The sequence below is a fragment of the Arthrobacter sp. ISL-85 genome (genome assembly GCF_018613675.1).
Classification (GTDB): Bacteria; Actinomycetota; Actinomycetes; order Actinomycetales; family Micrococcaceae; genus Arthrobacter.
Genome location: NZ_JAGGPQ010000016.1, coordinates 22,488 through 41,534, shown reverse-complemented (window position 1 = coordinate 41,534; position 19,047 = coordinate 22,488). Strand labels below are relative to the sequence as shown.

Annotated in this window: 19 protein-coding genes; 11 read left to right on the top strand and 8 right to left on the bottom strand. The window is 65.4% G+C overall.

Going from position 1 to position 19,047, the window contains the following annotated elements; genetic code table 11:
• Both J7I84_RS11805 and pdhA read right to left on the bottom strand, forming a co-directional pair.
• A complete protein-coding gene (locus tag J7I84_RS11805; protein WP_214944718.1) occupies window positions 1-1,113 on the bottom strand; it encodes an alpha-ketoacid dehydrogenase subunit beta in 1,113 nt (370 codons plus the stop codon).
• Entirely contained in the window at window positions 1,110-2,339 is a 1,230-nt protein-coding gene (pdhA, locus tag J7I84_RS11800) for a pyruvate dehydrogenase (acetyl-transferring) E1 component subunit alpha (RefSeq protein WP_214944716.1), read from the bottom strand. The genes J7I84_RS11805 and pdhA overlap by 4 nt, the downstream gene beginning before the upstream one ends.
• 160 nt (window positions 2,340-2,499) lie before the next feature.
• Here pdhA and J7I84_RS11795 point away from each other — a divergent pair, with 160 nt between their 5' ends.
• The 10 genes from J7I84_RS11795 (at window position 2,500) to J7I84_RS11750 (ending at window position 11,108) form a co-directional block, all read left to right on the top strand.
• A complete protein-coding gene (locus tag J7I84_RS11795) occupies window positions 2,500-2,964 on the top strand; it encodes an Lrp/AsnC family transcriptional regulator (RefSeq protein ID WP_214944993.1) in 465 nt (154 codons plus the stop codon).
• Between the two features lie 421 nt (window positions 2,965-3,385).
• On the top strand, window positions 3,386-3,841 hold the full coding sequence (locus tag J7I84_RS11790; protein WP_251046527.1) for a hypothetical protein: 456 nt from the start codon (window positions 3,386-3,388) through the stop codon (window positions 3,839-3,841).
• Window positions 3,842-3,919: 78 nt separating this feature from the next.
• A complete protein-coding gene (locus tag J7I84_RS11785) occupies window positions 3,920-5,056 on the top strand; it encodes a hypothetical protein (protein ID WP_214944714.1) in 1,137 nt (378 codons plus the stop codon).
• A 1-nt stretch (window position 5,057) separates the two neighbouring features.
• Window positions 5,058-5,546, top strand: a complete 489-nt coding sequence (locus J7I84_RS11780) for a hypothetical protein (RefSeq protein ID WP_214944712.1) — start codon at window positions 5,058-5,060, stop codon at window positions 5,544-5,546.
• Window positions 5,543-7,645: an Ig-like domain-containing protein gene (locus J7I84_RS11775; protein WP_214944710.1), complete on the top strand. Its 2,103-nt coding sequence runs from the start codon at window positions 5,543-5,545 to the stop codon at window positions 7,643-7,645. The genes J7I84_RS11780 and J7I84_RS11775 overlap by 4 nt, the downstream gene beginning before the upstream one ends.
• A gap of 346 nt (window positions 7,646-7,991) precedes the next feature.
• Entirely contained in the window at window positions 7,992-8,198 is a 207-nt protein-coding gene (locus J7I84_RS11770; RefSeq protein WP_214944708.1) for a hypothetical protein, read from the top strand.
• Window positions 8,199-8,338: 140 nt separating this feature from the next.
• Entirely contained in the window at window positions 8,339-8,902 is a 564-nt protein-coding gene (locus J7I84_RS11765; RefSeq protein ID WP_214944706.1) for an SRPBCC family protein, read from the top strand.
• 104 nt (window positions 8,903-9,006) lie between these two features.
• Window positions 9,007-9,597, top strand: a complete 591-nt coding sequence (locus J7I84_RS11760) for a hypothetical protein (RefSeq protein WP_214944704.1) — start codon at window positions 9,007-9,009, stop codon at window positions 9,595-9,597.
• A gap of 129 nt (window positions 9,598-9,726) precedes the next feature.
• A complete protein-coding gene (locus J7I84_RS11755) occupies window positions 9,727-10,479 on the top strand; it encodes a YcnI family protein (RefSeq protein WP_214944702.1) in 753 nt (250 codons plus the stop codon).
• Between the two features lie 71 nt (window positions 10,480-10,550).
• Complete coding sequence (locus J7I84_RS11750) at window positions 10,551-11,108, top strand: copper resistance protein CopC (protein WP_214944700.1); 558 nt, start codon at window positions 10,551-10,553, stop codon at window positions 11,106-11,108.
• Window positions 11,109-11,195: 87 nt separating this feature from the next.
• Here the strand turns inward: J7I84_RS11750 and J7I84_RS11745 are convergent, their stop codons facing one another.
• The 5 genes from J7I84_RS11745 to J7I84_RS11725 form a co-directional block, all read right to left on the bottom strand.
• A complete protein-coding gene (locus J7I84_RS11745) occupies window positions 11,196-11,498 on the bottom strand; it encodes a DUF4193 domain-containing protein (RefSeq protein WP_214944698.1) in 303 nt (100 codons plus the stop codon).
• A gap of 158 nt (window positions 11,499-11,656) precedes the next feature.
• A complete protein-coding gene (locus J7I84_RS11740) occupies window positions 11,657-13,231 on the bottom strand; it encodes a UxaA family hydrolase (RefSeq protein ID WP_251046526.1) in 1,575 nt (524 codons plus the stop codon).
• Window positions 13,232-13,281: 50 nt separating this feature from the next.
• Window positions 13,282-14,247, bottom strand: coding sequence for a C-terminal binding protein (locus tag J7I84_RS11735; protein ID WP_214944697.1), 966 nt, complete (start codon window positions 14,245-14,247; stop codon window positions 13,282-13,284).
• A 34-nt stretch (window positions 14,248-14,281) separates the two neighbouring features.
• A complete protein-coding gene (locus J7I84_RS11730) occupies window positions 14,282-15,193 on the bottom strand; it encodes a dihydrodipicolinate synthase family protein (RefSeq protein ID WP_214944695.1) in 912 nt (303 codons plus the stop codon).
• Window positions 15,194-15,234: 41 nt separating this feature from the next.
• On the bottom strand, window positions 15,235-16,716 hold the full coding sequence (locus J7I84_RS11725; protein ID WP_214944693.1) for an MFS transporter: 1,482 nt from the start codon (window positions 16,714-16,716) through the stop codon (window positions 15,235-15,237).
• A gap of 309 nt (window positions 16,717-17,025) precedes the next feature.
• Between J7I84_RS11725 and J7I84_RS11720 the strand changes: the two genes are divergently transcribed.
• Entirely contained in the window at window positions 17,026-18,240 is a 1,215-nt protein-coding gene (locus tag J7I84_RS11720; protein ID WP_214944691.1) for an alpha-hydroxy acid oxidase, read from the top strand.
• A gap of 31 nt (window positions 18,241-18,271) precedes the next feature.
• Here the strand turns inward: J7I84_RS11720 and J7I84_RS11715 are convergent, their stop codons facing one another.
• Complete coding sequence (locus J7I84_RS11715; protein ID WP_214944689.1) at window positions 18,272-19,027, bottom strand: IclR family transcriptional regulator; 756 nt, start codon at window positions 19,025-19,027, stop codon at window positions 18,272-18,274.
• Window positions 19,028-19,047 lie beyond the last annotated feature (20 nt).

The window sequence follows — 19,047 nt, the reverse complement described above, 5'->3', positions numbered from 1 at the left end:
TCAGTTCTCCCATTGAAGGTCGTCAACGGCGTCAAGAATGCGGTCCACGCCGGGCAGGTAGTACTTCTCGAGTTTGGGTGCCGGGTACGGGACGTCGAACCCGGTCACGCGGCGGATGGGGGCGGCCAGGTAATGGAAGCAGCGCTCCTGCACCCGGGCCACAATCTCGGAGGACACGGATGCGAAGCCGTGCGCCTCCGCGATCACCACGGCCCGGCCTGTCTTCCGCACCGACTCGCACACGGTCGCATCGTCGAAGGGAACAATGGTCCGCACGTCAATGACCTCCAGCGAGCGCCCCTCCAAGGCAGCCGCTTCCGCAGCAGCCAAAGCGGTGGGCACGGACGGACCGTAGGCAATCAGCGTCGCGTCGGTGCCGGGACGCGCGACGGCGGCCCGCCCCTCAGAGCCAAGTCCCGGCGTCGTGCCTTCCTCATGAAGGCGGCGCAGCTCGCCCAGGTCCACCGAGTCCTTGGTCCAGTACATCTTCTTGGGCTCCATGAAGACCACCGGATCGTCGGAGTCGATGGCCTCGCGGAGCATACGGTAGCCGTCCGCCACCGTGGCCGGGGTGTAGACCTTCAGGCCGGCGGTGTGGGCGTAGTAGGCCTCGGAGGAGTCGCAGTGGTGCTCCACTCCCCCGATGCCGCCGCCGTATGGGATGCGGATGACCATGGGCAGCTTGACCATCCCGCGCGTGCGGTTGTGCATCTTGGCCACGTGGCTGACGATCTGTTCGAACGCCGGGTAGGCGAACGCGTCGAACTGCATTTCGATGACGGGGCGCATCCCGTTGATGGCCATGCCCACAGCCATGCCGACGATGCCGGACTCGGCCAGGGGTGTGTCGAAGCAGCGCTGCTCGCCGAAAGTGGCGGTGAGGCCGTCGGTGATTCGGAAGACGCCGCCCAGCATACCCACGTCCTCACCGAACACCAGGACGGTGGAGTCGGCGTGCATGGCGTCGGCGAGCGCGGTGTTGAGGGCCTTGGCCATGGTGACCGGCTGGGGCCCGGCGGCTTCAGCCGACGCGGCAGCAGATGCTGCGGCACGGGCGGTGGCGGCGCTGACGTTGCCGTTGGCCTCGGACGACGTGGTGATGGTGGGGCTCATTTGCCGGCCTCCTTCGAATCAGAGGTAGATGCTGCGTCGCGGGCCAGCTCGTCGGCTAGCATGGCGGACTGTTCCTTCAGCTGCGGCGTTTGCTCAGCGAAGACGTGGCGGAAGAGTTCCTGGGGGTCCACAGGCACATCCTCACTGAGGCCTTCGCGCAGCTGTGCGGCAACCGCCTCGGCGTGCTCACGGATCCTGGCCTCGCCGTCGTCATCCAGCAACCCGCGGTCCGTCAGGTACGTGCGCATCCGGTTGACAGGGTCCTTGGCCCGCCACTCCGCAACCTCGCTGTTCTCACGGTAGCGGGTGTCGTCGTCGGCGTTGGTGTGGGCCTGCATGCGGTAGGTGTTGGCCTCCACCAGCAGCGGGCCGGAGCCTTCGCGGGCCAGCGCAACGGCGCGGTCCAGGACGGCGAGGAGAGCCACGACGTCGTTCCCATCCACGCGTTCCCCCGCCATGCCGTAGCCCACGGCCTTGTGCGCGAGCGACGGCGCCACGGACTGGTGCGCCAGCGGCACCGAGATGGCGTACTTGTTGTTCTGGACGAAGAAAATCACCGGCAGGTGGAAGACGGCGGCAAAGTTGAGGGCCTCGTGAAAGTCCCCTTCGCTGGTGGCGCCGTCGCCGCACATGGCCAGCACCACAGTGTCCTCGCCGCGGAGCTTGGCGGCATGGGCCACGCCCACGGCGTGCAGCAGTTGGGTGGTCAGCGGCGTGCACTGGATGCCCACCTTGTATTTGAGGGGGTCGTACCCGCCGTGCCAATCGCCGCGGAAGATGGTCATCACCTGCACGGGGTCCACGCCGCGGGTCATCACGGCGACGGCGTCCCGGTAGGTGGGGAACATCCAGTCGCCCTCGGACAGGCACAGTGCGGCGGCCACCTGGCAGGCTTCCTGGCCGTGGCTGGAGGGGTACACGGCCATGCGGCCCTGCCGGACCAGGGCGGAGTTCTGGTCGTTGACGCGGCGGCCGACGACGAGGCGTTCGTACGCTTCGAGCAGTTCCTTGTCGCCGGGCACGGGATATTCGTGGCCGGGCTGGGTGCCCTGCTTACCCCCGGGAATGAGCCGGCCGTCCGGGTCCACCATCTGGATCTGGTGCCGGGCGGGGAGCATGTAGTCCTCCACCGTGATGCCGAATTTCTTCACAGCTTCCGTCAGCGCATTGTCTGCTGGCGCTGTGCTGGTGGTATCCGGCGCGGTGTGGTCTGCGGAGATCGTCATTGGTCCGTCCTTCGGTAGCCACTATTCCCTCCCAGTATTGTCCTGTGGCAGGTTTCGTATCCAGTACCTGCGCGAATCGTGGAGAAGCTGCCGATAAGTGCCTACTATGGGAGACAATTTGTAACTGTGATGTGGATTACCGATGGGAGCCGTGGACAAAATGCCGGGCAAGGATGCTGCCGCTGATTCGGCTCCGCTGGACGAGATTGACCGGCGCATTATTGCCGAGCTGACCCGGGACGGCCGAATGTCCGTGACGCAGGTGGCGGAGAACGTGCACATCTCCCGGGCGCACGCCTACTCGCGGATTTCCCGGCTGACTTCTGATGGCGTGCTGACCCGCTTTACCGCATTGGTGGACCCGATCAAGGCGGGGCTGAAGTCCTCCGCGTATGTGACCCTGAAGCTGAAGCAGGATTCCTGGCGCGAACTGCGCGACCAGCTGGGAGCCATCCCCGAAGTGCACCACATCGCGCTGGTGGGCGGGGACTTCGACGTGATCCTGCTGGTCCGGGCCGTGGACAACATCGACCTCCGCCGGGTCATCTTCGACCAGCTGCAAACCATGCCCGGCGTGCTGGACACGCAGACGTTCCTGGTGTTTGAGGACGTGGACACGCGGTAGGAGCAGCTCCACTCGGACGCCGACCGTCAGCGCGCTCTCGACGCGCAGATCAAATTTCGACGCGGAGGCTACTTTTCGAGGCCCAAATGAGGGCTGCGCCAGGGATTCTGCGTAGCGAAAATGCGCTTGCCTAGCGAGGATGTAGTCCGCCCCGGACACACTACTTGTTAGGCCTCCTCCTGCCCTGATTTCTCGGGGATTGGCACATATGCGCTGGTCAGGATCGGCTGGGTCTTGCAAGTAATGGGCCCCGCATCCAAGTGGTGGAAAGTTCAACCCTGTAAAAAGTCGGGTACCGGTACGTGTTGTTGCGCCCTGTTGCCGCCAGCAAATATTGGGTCATCGATCCACCGGAAGGCACCTGGATGGGGCCACCTATGGGGGAACGGGTTCTCACTCACATTCATCAAGGAGTCTTTCCATGCGTCCCATGACCAAGAAGAACAAGATCGCCGCTGTTGCCCTGTCCGCTACGTTGCTGGCAGCCGGCGGCGGTGCAGCGTACGCCTACTGGAGCACCACTGGCTCGGGTGGCGGCGCGGCTGCGGCTTCCGCCGGGACGACCGTGTCCACAATCACGATCGACGCCTCTTTTGAAGCGGGGATCACCCCCGGTGGTTACAAGGACATCGCTTTCACGGGAACGAACCCGAACTCCTCAAGCACCACGGTCACCTTGGATGCAGCTGTTGTCAGCGCCAGCGGCACGTGTGATGCGAAGTGGTTCGCAGCTTCAGTCCCGAACACCGTCACCACGCTTGCCGCTGGTGAAACGAAGAGCTTGGGCAGCGGCAAGCTTACGTTCACAGACGACCCCTCGGTCAACCAGAACGCCTGCAAGGGTGCCACGATCACGATCGCAGTCACCAGCCACTAACCAAACGAGTGGGCCGGGGGCGGTGCGAATCCGCCCCCGGCTTGCCGTCATTTGCACCAAAAATAGAGGGGGCACAGGGTGCACAACCAGGACGGACAGCCGCAGCGCCGCAGGCGGATCGGCATCAAGGCGGCGGTGGCAGCGCTTCTACTGCTGCTGTTGGGCGCCGGATCGCTGGTCGCGGCGGCGAACAATCCGAAGCCGGGCATTACCGTGCAGGTGTCCCCTGCCAGCCAGTCCGTCCAGCAGGGACAGTCGGCCGCCTACACCGTGACCGTCACCTCTACCGGCGGGTTGACCGGCACCGTCATCCTGGCCACCGCGGGACTGCCCGGAGGAGCGAACGGCGCGTTCACGCCGTCGTCCGTCACCCTTAACTCCGGCAGCACGGCAACGGCAACCCTGAACGCCGCCACCAGCGCCACCACGCCAGCCGGCACGAGTGCGGTGACCATCACCGGCACCAGCGGCAAGGTCTCCGGCAGCACTACCGCCAGCCTCACCGTGAACTACAAAATGACCACTGCGTTTTCAGTGGCGGCGACACCGGACTCCGTGACCGTCCCGCCCGGCGCCACCGCCGTGTACACGCTGCAGCTGACCCGCACCAACTTCACCGGCCCGGTCAGCTTCAGCGTCCTGGGCGGCCTGCCGTCCGGTGCCACGGCATCGTTCTCGCCCAGCCCCACCACCGGCAACTCCACCACCCTCCAGGTGGCCACCACGAGCGGCTCCCCCACCGGAATCTCCAGCCTGTACCTGGTGGGCACCGGCAAAGACTCCTCTGGGAAGGCACAGTACGCCTACGCGAACGTCCAACTGGTCCTGGACGCAACCATCAAACAGTTCGGCATCTCCGGGAACGTCCCCGGTACCCTGGCCCCCGGCACCTCGGCCGGACTGAACCTGCAGATCAGCAACCCCATAAACAAGCCGCTGTCGCTGACCAACCTTTCGGTCGCCGTCGCGGGCGTCACCAGGAGCGCGGCCGCGGTGGCAAGCAACCTGCCCTGCACGCCGGCCGACTTCACCGTCACCCAGTACAGCGGCCCCTACCCGCTGGCAGTCCCGGCCACGGGCGGTTCCCTTCAAGGGCTCAACGTCGCTCAAAGCGCCTGGCCGCGAGTGGGGATGCTGGACACGTCCACCAACCAGGATGGCTGCAAAGGCGCCACCCTCCAGCTCAGCTACTCAGGATCAGGACAGGGGAACTGAGATGACAAACACTAGAAGCCGGGGCCTCAAGGCAGCTGCCCTCGCCGGACTCCTCGTGACCGCCGGCGCGGGAACGGCCTACGCCTTTTGGAGCGGCACGGGCGCCGGGAGCGGATCAGCCACGGCGGCCACCATGCAGACCGTCACCGTGGACGCCCTTGTAGCGGGCGACAACCCCAAGACCGCCTTGTTCCCGGGCGGCAGCGCCGACGTCGTCCTCCGCCTGACCAACCCCAATCCGTACCCGGTGCAGGTCTACAGCGTCACAGCGAACGGGCCGGCCATGGCGGACGCAGCGCACTCCGGCTGCACCACCACCGGGGTCAGCTTCCGCGGCCCGGCGGCCCCACTCTCCCCCGCAACCTACGTTGCCGCCAACTCATCAGCACTCGTCACCCTTACCGGAGCGGCCGCCATGGATACCACCTCGCTCGCAGCCTGCCAAGGCGCAACCTTCAGCGTTCCTGTGACGGCGGAGGTCCGGAAATGAGCCTCGCAGTCCGCAACGCGTCCCTCTTCGTCGGCCACCGCCCGTCCCGCAGGCTGGCCTGGATCATCACCGCCGTCCTGCTCCTGCTCGGCTCGGGCACTGCCGCCTACGCGTTCTGGGCCTCCACCACCAGCAGCAACAACGCGGCCGCTGCAGCCGACACGCTCGCTCCCGGCTCCAAGCCCGCCGTCAGCGCCAACGGCGCTGCACTCTCGGTCACTTGGGCCAACGGGACTACCATCAACGGCCGCCCCGCCACCGGCTACACGGTCGCCCGCTACTCAGCCGCCACCGGCGGGACCGCCATCCCGGCCACCGGCGGCTGCGCGGGAACCGTCACCACCCTCACCTGCACGGAGCAGAACGTTCCCGGCGGCACCTGGTACTACACCGTCACCCCGGCCATCGCGCTCTGGACCGGCGCCGAGAGCCCGCGCAGCAACGGCATCAGCAGCGATACGCTCCCGCCCACTGCGTCAGCGTCCGTTTCGCCCACTCCCAACGCCGGCTGGAACAACACCAGCCCCGTCACGGTGACGGTCACGGCCGACGACGGCACGAACGGTTCCGGCGTCGCCTCCATTACATACGCGGTCGACGGCGGCGCGCAGCAGACTGTGCGCGGCGCCAAAGCGACCATCCCGGTCACCGGGGACGGAACGCACAGCGTGTCCTATTTCGCGACAGACAACGCGGGCAATGTCGGCTCCACTCAGAACCAGACCGTGAAGATCGATACCCAGGCGCCTATTGCGCCGGCCTTCGCATCCGTCCCTGGCTACGTAAACTCGGCCACCGTCTCCGGCGTGACCGTCAGCGGCACAGCGGAAGCAGGGGCCACCGTCACGCTCACCGCAACCGATAGCGCGGGGCATGCCGTGCCAGTGTCTGCCACTGCTTCCGGCACTGGCGCCTGGTCCGCAACGCTGAACTTGAGCAGCCTGAACCAGGGCACCGTCACCTACTCGGCCGCCGCAACGGACGCAGCAGGCAACACGGGCACGTCCAACACGGCCACTTCCACGAAAGACACGCTCGCGCCGGCGGCGGCGCAGGGCCTGAGCGTGCCGCAGCCGTACGTGAACAGTGCCGCGGTTGGTGCGGTTCCTGTCTCCGGCACAGCTGAAGCCGGTGCCGGCGTGACCGTTTCAGCAACGAGTGCCGGGTCGGCCACGCCGGTCACAGGAACGGCGACTGCCAGTGGCGGCCCTTGGTCCATGAACCTCGACCTCACCTCCCTCAAAGACGGGACAGTGACCTACTCTGTGACCGTCAAGGATCCCGCCGGCAACACCAGCGCCCCCGCCACTGCGACTGACACCAAGGACACCGTGGCGCCCGCTCCAACCATCACCGCTCCGATGTACGCCAGCAAGAGCAGCGCAGTCACCGGTACCACTGAGGCCGGAACGGTCGTGTCCGTTACTGTCAGGGATTTCGCCCTCAAGCCCGTCACCACCCAGGTCACCCCCATCGGGACGTCGTGGTCGACGACGATGGACATCTCAAGCCTGAGCGACGGCACCCTAACCTACACCGTCACAGCAACTGATGCGGCAGGCAACACCGGCTCTGCGACGGCCGCCGGCACTAAGGACACCTCCGCGCCTGCAGTCACGGGCATCACCATCAGCGGTACAGGTGGGAAGAGAAGCGGAACTCCCGATTCGGGCGACACCATTACGCTCAAATTCTCAAAAAGCATGGATCCTGCCAGGTCCTGCGCAGGATGGACAGGTACGCAGACCCTCAACGGCACCGCAACCCTGACCGATGCCGGTACATCAGCAGACACGATGACCTTCGCCTCAAGTAACTGCCCAGGCATGCTTGGAACGATGTCACTGGGAGCAAACTACATAGCGTCGGGAGCTACCGCCACCTTCGGAGGGAACGGAAACGGCAACGCGACCACCTTCACTTTTGACTCCACTGCCCAGATTTTGACTATCAAGCTCGGAGGCATCCAGAACGGCAGCGGAACACCTCTTTCGGCGGCCGCCGGAATCCCAACTTTGGCGCCCGCCGCTACCCTCACCGATCTGGCGGGCAACACGGCCCTATCTGGAGCGGGCAACTGGGGAACCTCGGGTTTCTGACAGTTCGAGCCGCTGCAATCGCAGTCACCCTGCAGTCCACCGGGCTGCAGGGTGACGTCGCTAACCAGAGTCTGGCCGCAGACCACCGGATACCCGCACCACAGGAACAGGACCGACACTCAAATCCATCCGCGACTTGCAGTTTCATTTCGAGGCGCACATATCCGGCGCGCAGCGGAATCGGCGAATCGAAAATGGGGCTGCGCATCGAAGACGGCCCGCGCGTCCCGAACAACGCTGCAGGTCAATAAGGCATCAATACCCAGGCCATTTAATGAACGGCGTGGTTCAATAGCGAATGTGTCCCACGGCACAGTCAGGACCAACCGAGCACCAGGAGGACAGTATGGCTGGAATCAATGCGAAGTTCGACAAGGAATACCTCGACAAAGGCATCGACGAACTGGCTAAGGCACCGGTTGAAGCGCTGAAGGGACTGTCGGAAAGCGACGCCCAGAAGCTTAAGGAGGCCCTGAACATCAAGACCGTCAAGGACCTCGGGACCAACAAGTTCTTCCTCTGGGCCCAGTCCGTCGCCAAACTGGCGGAATAAGATACCGACGCCGCACAGGCAAGCCCCTGCCCTGCGGGCACCAGGGGCTTGCCTGCGGCTCCAAGCCCGGGGGGAAGGGAAGGCCTCCAGTCCGACGAGCGGTCTTGATGCACTATTTAACCTCTGACGTGGAGGCACCGATGGGCGACTCAAAAAGCAGCACTGACTACGAGTTCCTGACCGTCTGGCGCGTGGCGGGAACCCCCCGCGAGGTCATGGACATTCTGGGCGACGCAGGAACCCTGGCCCGCTGGTGGCCCGCTGTCTATCTCACTGTTGAGCAGCTGGACCCGGGCAATCCGGACGGCACCGGAAAGAGTTTCTTCCTGCATACCAAGGGCTGGCTCCCCTACACACTCAAATGGCGGCTCACCGTCACCGAGCCTGTCATCGAACAGGGATTCGCAATCGCCGCACAGGGGGACCTGAACGGCACCGGACGCTGGACCTTCGAACAGGACGGGCCGGAAACGGTGGTCACCTACGAGTGGAAGGTCAGCGCGTCCAAACCGCTCCTGCGCCGGCTGAGCTGGCTGCTCAAGCCCGCCTTCGCCGCGAACCATCGGTGGGCCATGGCCCGGGGCCAGGAAGCGCTCGCCCTTGAACTCCGCCGGCGGCGCCTGGGCGCGGATCTTTCCAAAATCCCCCAGCCCGCGCCGCCCACCTTCACACTCCGGCGCCGCTTGCCGTGGATTTCCTCATAGCCCTGACAGGAACAACAAACCTGCAACCGGCACAGGATTACCCGGCGCCCCGCAGCCTTCCGTAGAGTGGATACCGGCAACAGCGGATGGAAGGTGGCGGTGGTATGCGTGCTCCGTTCCGCTTTCCCCGCGCCGTAGCCTTTACCGCGGCCATGTTCGTCCTGGCTTCAAGCGCCCACGTGCTTGCCGGTGGTTCCCTGCCACAACCGGCAATCGCGGCCGGAATCCTGGCCCTGGTGCTGGCGCCGGTCATGATGCTCTCGAAAACCAAAATCAATACGCCCGTGATGATCGGGCTCCTGGGTTCCAGCCAGCTCGTCCTCCACTGGGCCTTCGACGCGTTCTCGGTCTCCGCGGCTTTCACTCCCGCTGCCGGCCCCCACGTCCATGACTCATTGCTGGCTTCCCCTGGAGCTGTGGCCCTGATGCCGGAGCATGTAGCGGTGCCGGGCGCCCTGATGCTGGCCTTGCACGCGGCGGCAACACTGGCCACCGCGCTGGTCCTTGCCCGGGGCGAAGCAGCCGTCTGGGCGCTGGCCGCATGGCTGCGCCCGCTGGTCCGGATCCTGGCTGCCATCGCCATCCCGGAGTGGCCGCATGTTCCCGCGCCGGCCGCCGTCGTCGTTCCTTTCCGGTGGCGGAGCCTTCGGCTGCCGGCCCTCCGCGGCCCGCCAGCCTTCCAAGCCGCTGCCTAAGCGGCTGCTGACCTTCCGCGCCGTCCCCTCCTACTGAAGAGCAACGCAACGCTGGGGCGGGCGCGTTATCCCCCTTTTCTGCGCCCCGCACACGCGGTCCAGTTGGCGCACCCCTTTGGAAGGCTTGCTTTGAACACCTCATTCCGCCGTACCCTGAAGACCCTGACCGCCGCTGCTGCGGCCGCGGGAATGGTCGCCGCAGGTGCCACGGCCGCGTCCGCCCACGTCACCGTCAACCCGGACGACACCGGCGCCAACGGCTACTCGCACCTGACGTTCAACGTCCCCAACGAGTCCCCCACCGCGAAGACCAGCAAGCTCGAGGTCACTCTGCCCACCGATACGCCGTTCACCTCGGTTTCGGTCAAGCCCGTGGAGGGCTGGACCGCGCAGGTCATCACCAGTGACCTGCCCAAGCCCGTCACAGTATCCGGCACCACGGTCACCAAGGCCCCGAGCTCGGTGGTCTGGACCGCCGACGAAGCGCACCAGCTGGGCCAGAACCAGTACCAGTCGTTCTCGTTGTCCGTGGGCCGGCTTCCCGCAGAGGGCACCACGGTCACCCTGAAGGCTGCCCAGACCTACACCGACGGCAGCGTGGTGAAATGGGACGAAGCCAGTGCGGCGGGCCAGCCCGAGCCCAAGCATCCGGCCCCCTCCTTTGTCACCACGGCCGACGACGGTGCTGCCGCCGCCACGCCGTCTGCTGCAGCGGCGGCAGCGGCTCAGGCTCCGGCAGGGGAAACGACGCGCGCTTCGCAGAACACCAGCGACGCCGCATCAGTCTGGGGCATCGTCCTGGGTGCTGCCGGCTTTGTCCTCGGAGCAGCCGCGCTGGGGCTTGTCCTCACCGGCCGGCGCACGCGCACTGCGGCCAAGTAGCATGCCGTCCGGTGCTGCGGCGGGACCCGCGTCCCGCCGCAGCAGCGGACGATTCCTGAAAGGACCGGTCCATGAAGACGGAAAACAATGGTCTCCGCGGCTTGCTCGTGCGCGTCCTGCTCACCTTGGCCGGAGCGGCGCTCCTGATGGTGCCCGCCGCTGCGGCGCAGGCGCATGACTCCCTCGAGTCCAGCAATCCGGCCAACGATTCCACGGTCAGCGCGATGCCCGCGAAGATCGAGCTGACCTTCGACCACACCCCCATCGCCATCAACTCGATCGTCCGCGTGGAGGATGCCGCCGGGGCGGACCACGCGGATGGTCCGGTGGAGATTGTGGACAACCAGGTCAGCCAGGCGGTCAAACCAGGAGCCCCGGAGGGAAAGTACACGGTGGTCTGGCGGGTGGTGTCCTCGGACGGCCACCCCATCGAGGGGACGTTCAGCTTCACCGCGGGCGGCCCCAACACCGAGGCTGCGCCCACGGCCGCCGCAGCAGCAACCGCCGATTCCGGGCTTCCGGGGCAGCTGGTTGTGGTGGGGGTGATTGCCGCCGTGCTGGTCATCGCCCTGGTGGTGGCAGGAATCGTGATCAGGAACAGGTTGCGGAACGCGGAGGATGAGAGCTGAGCCCAGGCTCGACGCCGGGCTGGGTAATCAGCGGCAGGGGAACTGGAGTGGTACCGAGTGGGCTGCCTCCGACAGTGCGAGGCGCGGTCAGGCCTCGCATTCGCGGCAATAGAGGTGGCCGTCCTTTTCCCTGGCGATCTGGGAACGGTGCCGGACCAGGAAGCAGGAATAACACGTGAACTCATCCGCAGCTGCGGGCACAACCTCCACGGTCAGTTCCTCGGCCACGATTTCGCCTCCAGGTACGCCCAGCCCTTCGGCATCATCGGGTGCATCCAGCTCCCGCACCACACTGCGCGCGTCCGGGGCATTGGCAGATTTGAGGGCCTCGAGCGAACTCTCCTGTGTCTCCTTGACGTCGGTACGCAGTTCGTCGTAATCAGCAGCCATGACCATCCTCATTTCCCTTGCAGTCCCGTATGCAACGAACCCGCCGCTTCGGTTGTTCCCTCTGACAAGAGGCGGGCAGTTTTCGTAGGGAGACGGGCTTCCAGGGCCGACCGTTCGGCACGCCTCCTGGGCAGGGACGTGCCGAACCTGTTCCTCAATTAGAGGACGGTGGACAGCTGCCAGGGGACGAATTCGTTGTCCCCGTACCCCAGTTGTTCGCTTTTGGTTTCTTCACCAGAGGCAACCCTGAGGATGAGATCGAATATCTGCTGTCCCATCTCCTCGATGGACAGCTCGCCGTCCGCCACCGCCCCGCAGTTCACATCGATGTCGTCCCGCATGCGGTCGTAGAGCGGCGTGTTCGTGGCGAGTTTGATGCTCGGCGTGGGCTTGCAGCCGAAGGCCGAACCGCGGCCGGTGGTGAAGGCAAGGACCTGGGCACCGCCGGCAACCATGCCGGTGGCGTTGACGGGGTCGTATCCCGGGGTGTCCATGAAGACGAGGCCGTGGGCAGTGATGGGTTCGGCGTACTCGACGACGTCCACCAGGTTTGTGGTCCCGCCCTTGGCCACGGCTCCCAGGGACTTTTCGAGGATGGTGGTGAGCCCACCGGCCTTGTTCCCGGGGGATGGGTTGTTGTTGATCGACGATCCGTCCAGGGCGACGTGCTGTTCCCACCAGCGGACGCGTTCCATGAGTTTGTCCGCCGTACGTTGGGACTCAGCACGGGACGTGAGCAGGTGTTCGGCGCCGTAGATTTCCGTGGTTTCACCGAATACCGCGGTGCCGCCGTGCCTGATGAGCAGGTCAGCGGCTGCGCCCAGCGCCGGATTTGCTGTGACGCCGGAAAATGCGTCCGATCCTCCGCACTCCATGGCGAGGACAAGTTCCGATGCGGGAACTGCAGTCCTCTGTGCCTTGTTGATCTCGGGAAGCAGTTCCTCGATGCGCCGTACTCCCTCGGCCACCGTGGCTTTGGTGCCGCCCTGGGCCTGGATGGTCATGCTGGAGATCGACTTGTCAGGACTCAAGGACCATCCGGCGGTGAGGCCGGCAACCTGGTTTACTTCACAGCCAAGGCCCAGCACCAGGATGCTGGCGAAGTTCGGGTGGTTCGCATAGCCGTGGAGGGTCCGCTGCAGCACCTCGAAGCCATAGTTACCTTCTCCGCCGGTGCCGCAGCCGGAGGAATGCGTCAGTGCCACTACCCCGTCGACGTTGGGGTACTGGTCCAGGACACCGCTGTTCTCGATCCGGGAGGCGATGAGTTTTGCCGCCGTCGCGGAACAGTTCACCGACGTCAGGATGCCGATGTAGTTCCGGGTACCGACGGAGCCGTTACTCCGCCGGTAGCCCTGGAACGTTGCCCGCTGGTCCTCGGGCACGAACTCGGTGGCCCGCAGGGCGGTGCCGGCCTCGCCTGCCCGGTCGAACTCGCGGTACGCCACGTTGTGGACGTGCACATGTTCGCCCTGCCGGATCAGGCGCCCCGCGAAGCCGATGATTTGCCCGTACTTCCTGACCGGTTCGTCAGCCTCGATGGTCCGCAATGCCACCTTGTGTCCGCTGGGAATCTCATCCGTGCACAGCAGGTCACCACCGTCAAAAGACACCGGGGTGCCGGCGGGGACCGTCCCCAGGGCCGTACCAACGTTGTCCTCGGGATGCAGGACAAGCAGTCCCATGTCCGCGGCGAGCCGCGGGTTGGCGATCAGTTCAATCGGTGTGTTCATGTTCATGCCTTTACTGTTGGCCGTCCCTGCTGCGCCGGGCACCGGGGTGGCTAGTTGAGGACCTCGGGGTTGACGATGTTGCGGGGCCGGCGGCCCAGGCAGGCGTCCACCACGTTTTCAGCGGTGCGCCGTTTCAGCTCGTCGCTGGATTCCTCCGTGTACCAGGCGGTATGCGGTGTCAGCACCACCCGGTCAAGGTCCAGCAATGCACTGTTCAGGGGAAGGGGCTCTTCCTCAAAGACGTCCAGGCCTGCCGCCTGGAGCTTTCCGTTCTTCAGCGCATCAACAAGGGCCGCGGTGTCAATCACCCCGCCGCGGCAGGTGTTGACGATGGTGGCGCCCGCCTTGAACTGCCCCAGCGTGCGCGCGTTGATCAAGTGGTGGGTGTGCTTGTTCAGCGGCACGTGCAGGGATACGACGTCGGACGCGGCCAGCAGTTCCTCCAAGGTCACCACCTCGATGCCCTCCTTGGTGGTGGTCCCCGGGGTGTGGAGGGGATCGTAGCCCAGGGCGCGGAAGCCCAGCGCCTTGGCCTTGGCTGCCGTGGCCGCCCCGATCAGGCCCAGTCCGATGACGCCGAATGTCTGCGAGGAGAAGCGGCGGAGCGGTTTGACCGTGTCGAGCAGGTTTTGCCCGGACCGGACTCCCCTGTCCAGGTCCGGGATGCCCCGGGCCAGCGTCAGGGCAAGGGCAACGGCGTGGTCGCTGACGTCCTCCACACCGTAATCGGGCACGTTGGACACCACCACGCCGCATTCTGTTGCGGCCTGGACGTCAACGGTGTCCACGCCTACCCCGTACCGGCTGACGGCTTTGAGCCTCGGCAGGTTCTTCAGGACACGTTCGGTGATGGGGGCGTACTGGACGATGAGCCCGTCCACATCGGCCGCAGCCTCCAGGACGTCGTCCTCGGTCCTGCAGTTGGCCCGTACCAGTTCAACACCGTTGGCGTCTGCCACGGCCTGCTCTTGGCTGATCGATTCGAATTCGTAGTCGGTGATGAGTATGCGCGGCATGCCCGTCCTTCCTTTCTCCTGCATTCCCTGATCCTCACGCCCAGCGGAGGATCAGGGGGTCTTTGCGCTTGGCCATCTCCACCAGCTGCGCACGGGTGTGCGGGTTCAGCTCCCCCACCGGATGGCGCGTCCTGTCGCTGGCGATGATGTTGCCCTCCTTCATCAGGACTTTAGTGGCGCGCAAACCGCATTGCCGGTTCTCGAAGTGGATGAACGGAAGCAGGTCTTCCCAGGCATGGATCGCCTTGTCCCGTTCCCCTGCGTGGAAATCCCGCACGATCTGGCCCAGCTGGTCCGGCACCATGCAGCTGCTCATCGTGCCCAGGGCCCCCGCTTCCAGGTCCGGGATGAGCGTGATGGCTTCCTCGCCGTCGAAAAGTCCGGGCAGCGACGGGCCGGCCGCGGCGCCGAGTGCGCGCAGCTTGTCCGCCGCCTGGGGCATCTCGATCTTGGCGTAGTTCACCTGCGGCACTTCCCTGGCGATGCGGGCCAGGAGGTCGACAGACAGTGGTGTGGTGCTCATCGGCGCGTCCTGGATCATGATGTCGATCTCCAGGCCATCAGCCACGCGCTTGAAGTACTCCACCACGGCCTCGTCGTCCACCTTCATGGTGGCCCCGAAGAACGGCGGCATGAGCATGACCATTTCCGCCCCAAGCTCCTGGGCACGGAGGCTGCGTTCCCGGGCGATCCGTGTGCTGAAGTGGCTGGTGGTAACGCAGACCGGCAGCCGTCCGTCCAGGTGCTCCATGGTGGTCCGGAGCACCTGCTCGCGTTCCCCGTCAGTCAGGGAGAACTGTTCCGAGTAGTTGGCCAGGATGCAGACGGCGTCGGACTTGCCGTCCACCAGGTAATCCAGGACCCTGCGCTGGCCGTCGAGGTCCAGTTCCTCGTTGTCGGCGAAAATGGTGGGCGCTACCGGCATTACGCCAGTGATGGCACTCATGGTTGTCCTTCAGGGTTTGTAGGGGTTTGCGGGCACCGGGATCAGCGGTTTGCGCTGACGGCGGCCACTGACGCGTCCTCGTAGTCTTCTGCGTCGATGTCGCGGCCGTGCGGGTCCCACTTGTTGATTAGGATCACCACGATGGCGATGGCGGGCACAACGGCGAGTACCAGCAGCGCCTTGGTGCCCCAGGCTGCCGTGGCCAGGGGCCAGAACACGAGGCCGGCGATCGCTCCGAGGCGGATGCCGATCTGGGTGAAGCCGGTGCCGGCTCCGCGCAGGGAGGTGGGGTAGGACATGGTGGCCATGGTCATTCCCTGGGCCCCGGGGCCGGCTGCGTGGCAGAAGATCAGGAGGCCGATGACCAGGGCGCCGATGAAGGACCAGGCACCTTCGACGTTGCTGAGGCTGCCGGCGATGACCATGCAGGTGAAGGTGCCGCAGAAGCCGAGGAGTGCAAGCTTGCGCGGGCCGATCTTGCCGGAGAGGCGGGCGCCGATGAAGCCGCCGGTAACGCCGAAGGCGAGGTTGAGGATGAGCGAGGAAACGATGTTGGTCATGACGTTCTGGGTGTGCAGCATGGCCAGCACGATCTGCCCGACGAAGAAGCCGACAGCGTAGTACTCCATCGACTGGCTGGCATTGATGACGAGGGCCAGGCCAGTGCGGCCGCGGTACTTCCTGCCGACGAGCTTGCCCCAGGCCTGGGTCAGGGTCATCTGGAACTGCTTGCGCTCAGCTCGGGGGTCGACGGCGTCTTCCGCCACTTCGGCGTCCACGTTGTAGGTCCGCTTGAGGATCTTGGCTGCTTCGTGCAGGCCAAGGTTCTGCGCCGCCCAGGAGGGGGATTCCGCCATGTACTTCTGGCGGAAGACCATAATCAGGATGGCAGGGACGGCACCGAAGCCCACAACGATGCGCCACATCTGGTTTTCGGACCAGTTCATGCTCTGGAAGAGGAAGTACACGGGAACCAGCAGCGCGAAGGTGGATGCCACGGCGGCGTACCACATGGGCTGCCAGAGGGAGACAGTGCCGCCCTTCTTCTTCCGTGAGGCGTATTCGGCCAGGAAGCTGAAGGCGACAGGGAAGTCGACGCCGATGCCCACGCCCATGATGAAGCGGGCGATGATGAGGGTCCAGACGTCCGGGGCGACGGCGCAGGCGATGGCTGCGACAACGAAGAAGACCATGTCCGCCATGAACACCTTGAACCGGCCCAGCTTGTCCACGAAGTAGCCGCCGAAGACTGATCCGACGAGGGCGCCCACCATGATCGAGGCGGACACCACGGACAGCATCTCAGGGCTCAGGTGGAAGTCCTTGGAGATGTAGGGAAGGCCGAACGCCACCGAGGTGAAGTCGTAGGCGTCCAGGAAGATGCCGCCCAGTGCGATGAGGGTAATGGCGAAGGATTTGCCCGTCTTGAGCGCACCGCTGTTGATGAGGTTGGTGACGTCCTGGGCGGAGCGCAGGACGATCCGTCCGCCGCTGGGCTCAGCGGCGTTGGGGACTGCTGACATTGGGGGTCCTTTCGAAAGCCCACTGCTTTGTGGGTCTCATCTTTGCGAGTCTGCTTGGTTCGATATTTCGAACATTGGTCGATGTGGCGATCACGCATTCGCTGGGGTAGGGTGATCGGGAACACAAAGGAGTCTAGGGACGCCACCCCGGACCGTCAAGCGGTGAACCGGAATTTGGACGGGAATACCTGCACCAGAGGCGATGCAGGGCCCTCAGCCACTGGCCCTAGTTCTATCACCGGCCCGGTTCAGTGGGATCTACTTCCCGACCTTTGTACTAAATTTCGAACTTGAAAGGGGTTGCTCCGCATGGAGGACCGTCAACTGCCCAAGTGGTCCGAGATCCGCGAACTTGTCCAGTTCCGGAGCTTCGAGATGCACCCGGTGCAGCGAAGGCTTGCCCGGGCATTTACCATCGCCGACCTTCGCGCCATGGCCCAGAAGACCACCCCGAAGGCTGTGTTCAACTACACGGACGGTGCGGCCGAAGAAGAGATCACCATCGCCAGGTGCCGGCAGGCCTACCGGGACGTGGAGTTCTCGCCGGCAGTCCTCCGCGATGTCTCGGATCCGGATCCTTCCACGAAGCTTTTTGGCCGGACCATCGACTTCCCGCTGGTCCTGGCGCCCACTGGCTACACGCGGATGATGCACAACGACGGCGAAAAGGCAGTTGCGCGCGTGGCGGCCCGGAACAACATCCCGTACACCCTCTCGACGGTGGGCACCACCACGGTGGAGGACCTTGCCAAGGCTGTGCCCGAAGGGAACAACTGGTTCCAGCTCTACATCGCCAAGGACCGGAGCAAGACGGAGGGCCTGCTGGAGCGGGTGCTCACCAGCGGCTACGACGTGCTGATGGTCACCGTGGACACCCAGGTGGGCGGTGCCCGCGTCCGGGAGCTGCGCGACGGCCTGACCATTCCGCCCACGTTGTCACCCAAAACTTTCGCGGACATGGCCCTGCACCCGTCCTGGTGGTTCGACAAGCTCACCACCCCGCCCATCGAGTTCGCCTCCCTCCGCGGCTTTGGCGGGAATTCCGCGGAGGTGGCGGACCAGGTCTTCGATCCCGCCCTCACCTTCGAGGACATCGCCTGGCTGCGGAAAGTGTGGCCGCACAAGCTGCTGGTCAAGGGCATCCAAACGGTCAAGGATGCGGAGCGGGTTGTCGAGCTGGGCTGCGACGGCGTCGTCCTGTCCAACCACGGGGGCCGGCAGCTGGACCGCTCGCCCACCATCTTGAAGATCCTGCCCCAGGTCCGCGAGGCCCTGGGGTCCGATCCAACGGTGCTGATCGACAGCGGCATCATGTCCGGCAGCGACATCCTGGCCGCGGTCGGCCTGGGTGCGGATGCGGCGATGGTGGGACGGGCCTACCTTTACGGCCTGATGGCCGGCGGCGAGCGCGGCGCCGCCCATGCCGTGAAGATCCTGCGCTCCCAGTACGTACGGTCCATGCAACTGCTGGGCGTCAAGTCCACGGCCGGCATTTCGGGCGATCATGTGGCACTGGCCGGCTGACCGCCAAAGGTGGGCCCCGCTCCCCCAGCCGTCAGCGGTAGCCGAGCTCGGCACTCAAGCGGGCAGCGCCGTCGGCCGCCAACGCCGACCACTCCTCCACCGGGCGCTGGTTCCAGCGCATGTCCGGAACGGAGATGCTCAGGGCCGCCACCACTGCGCCGGTGTGGTCCCGGACCGGCGCAGCCACGCAGGAAACGTCCGGCGTGGACTCCCCGGACTCGAAGGCCAGCCCGGAGGCACGGATCTCGTCCAGGACGTTGGCGAGCGCGTGGGGTTCAGTGATGCTTTTGGGGGTCAGTTTGGCAAGGCCCTTTGTGAAGATGCGCTTGCGTTCGGCGTCCGGCAGGTACGCCAGAAGGGCCTTGCCCACGGCGGTGCAGCTCGCCGGAAGCCGGCCGCCCATGCGCGAGACCATGCGCACGGACTGGGTGCTGTCCACCTTGCAGACGTACACCACGTCCGCGCCGTCGAGGATTCCCACATTCACGGTCTCGTCGCACTCCCTGCCCACGGACTGGGCAATGCGCAGCCCGACGGCGTGCAGGTCCAAGCGTTCGGCGAACGCGTTGCCCAGCCGGAAGACGCTCAGCCCCAGATGGTAGGTGGCGGTGGCATCGTCCCGGCGGAGGTATTTGCGCTCTGTCAGGGTGGTGAGCAGTTCGTGGACGGTGGTCCGCGGAAGGCCGGTCCGTTGCACTACTTCGGGTGCGGAGAGCCCATGGCGGGCGTCCATGAAAAGCTCCAGGACGTCAAGGCTCCTGACGACGGCGGGGGTCAAGCGGGGCACTTGGAGTCCTTTCGTTGGGG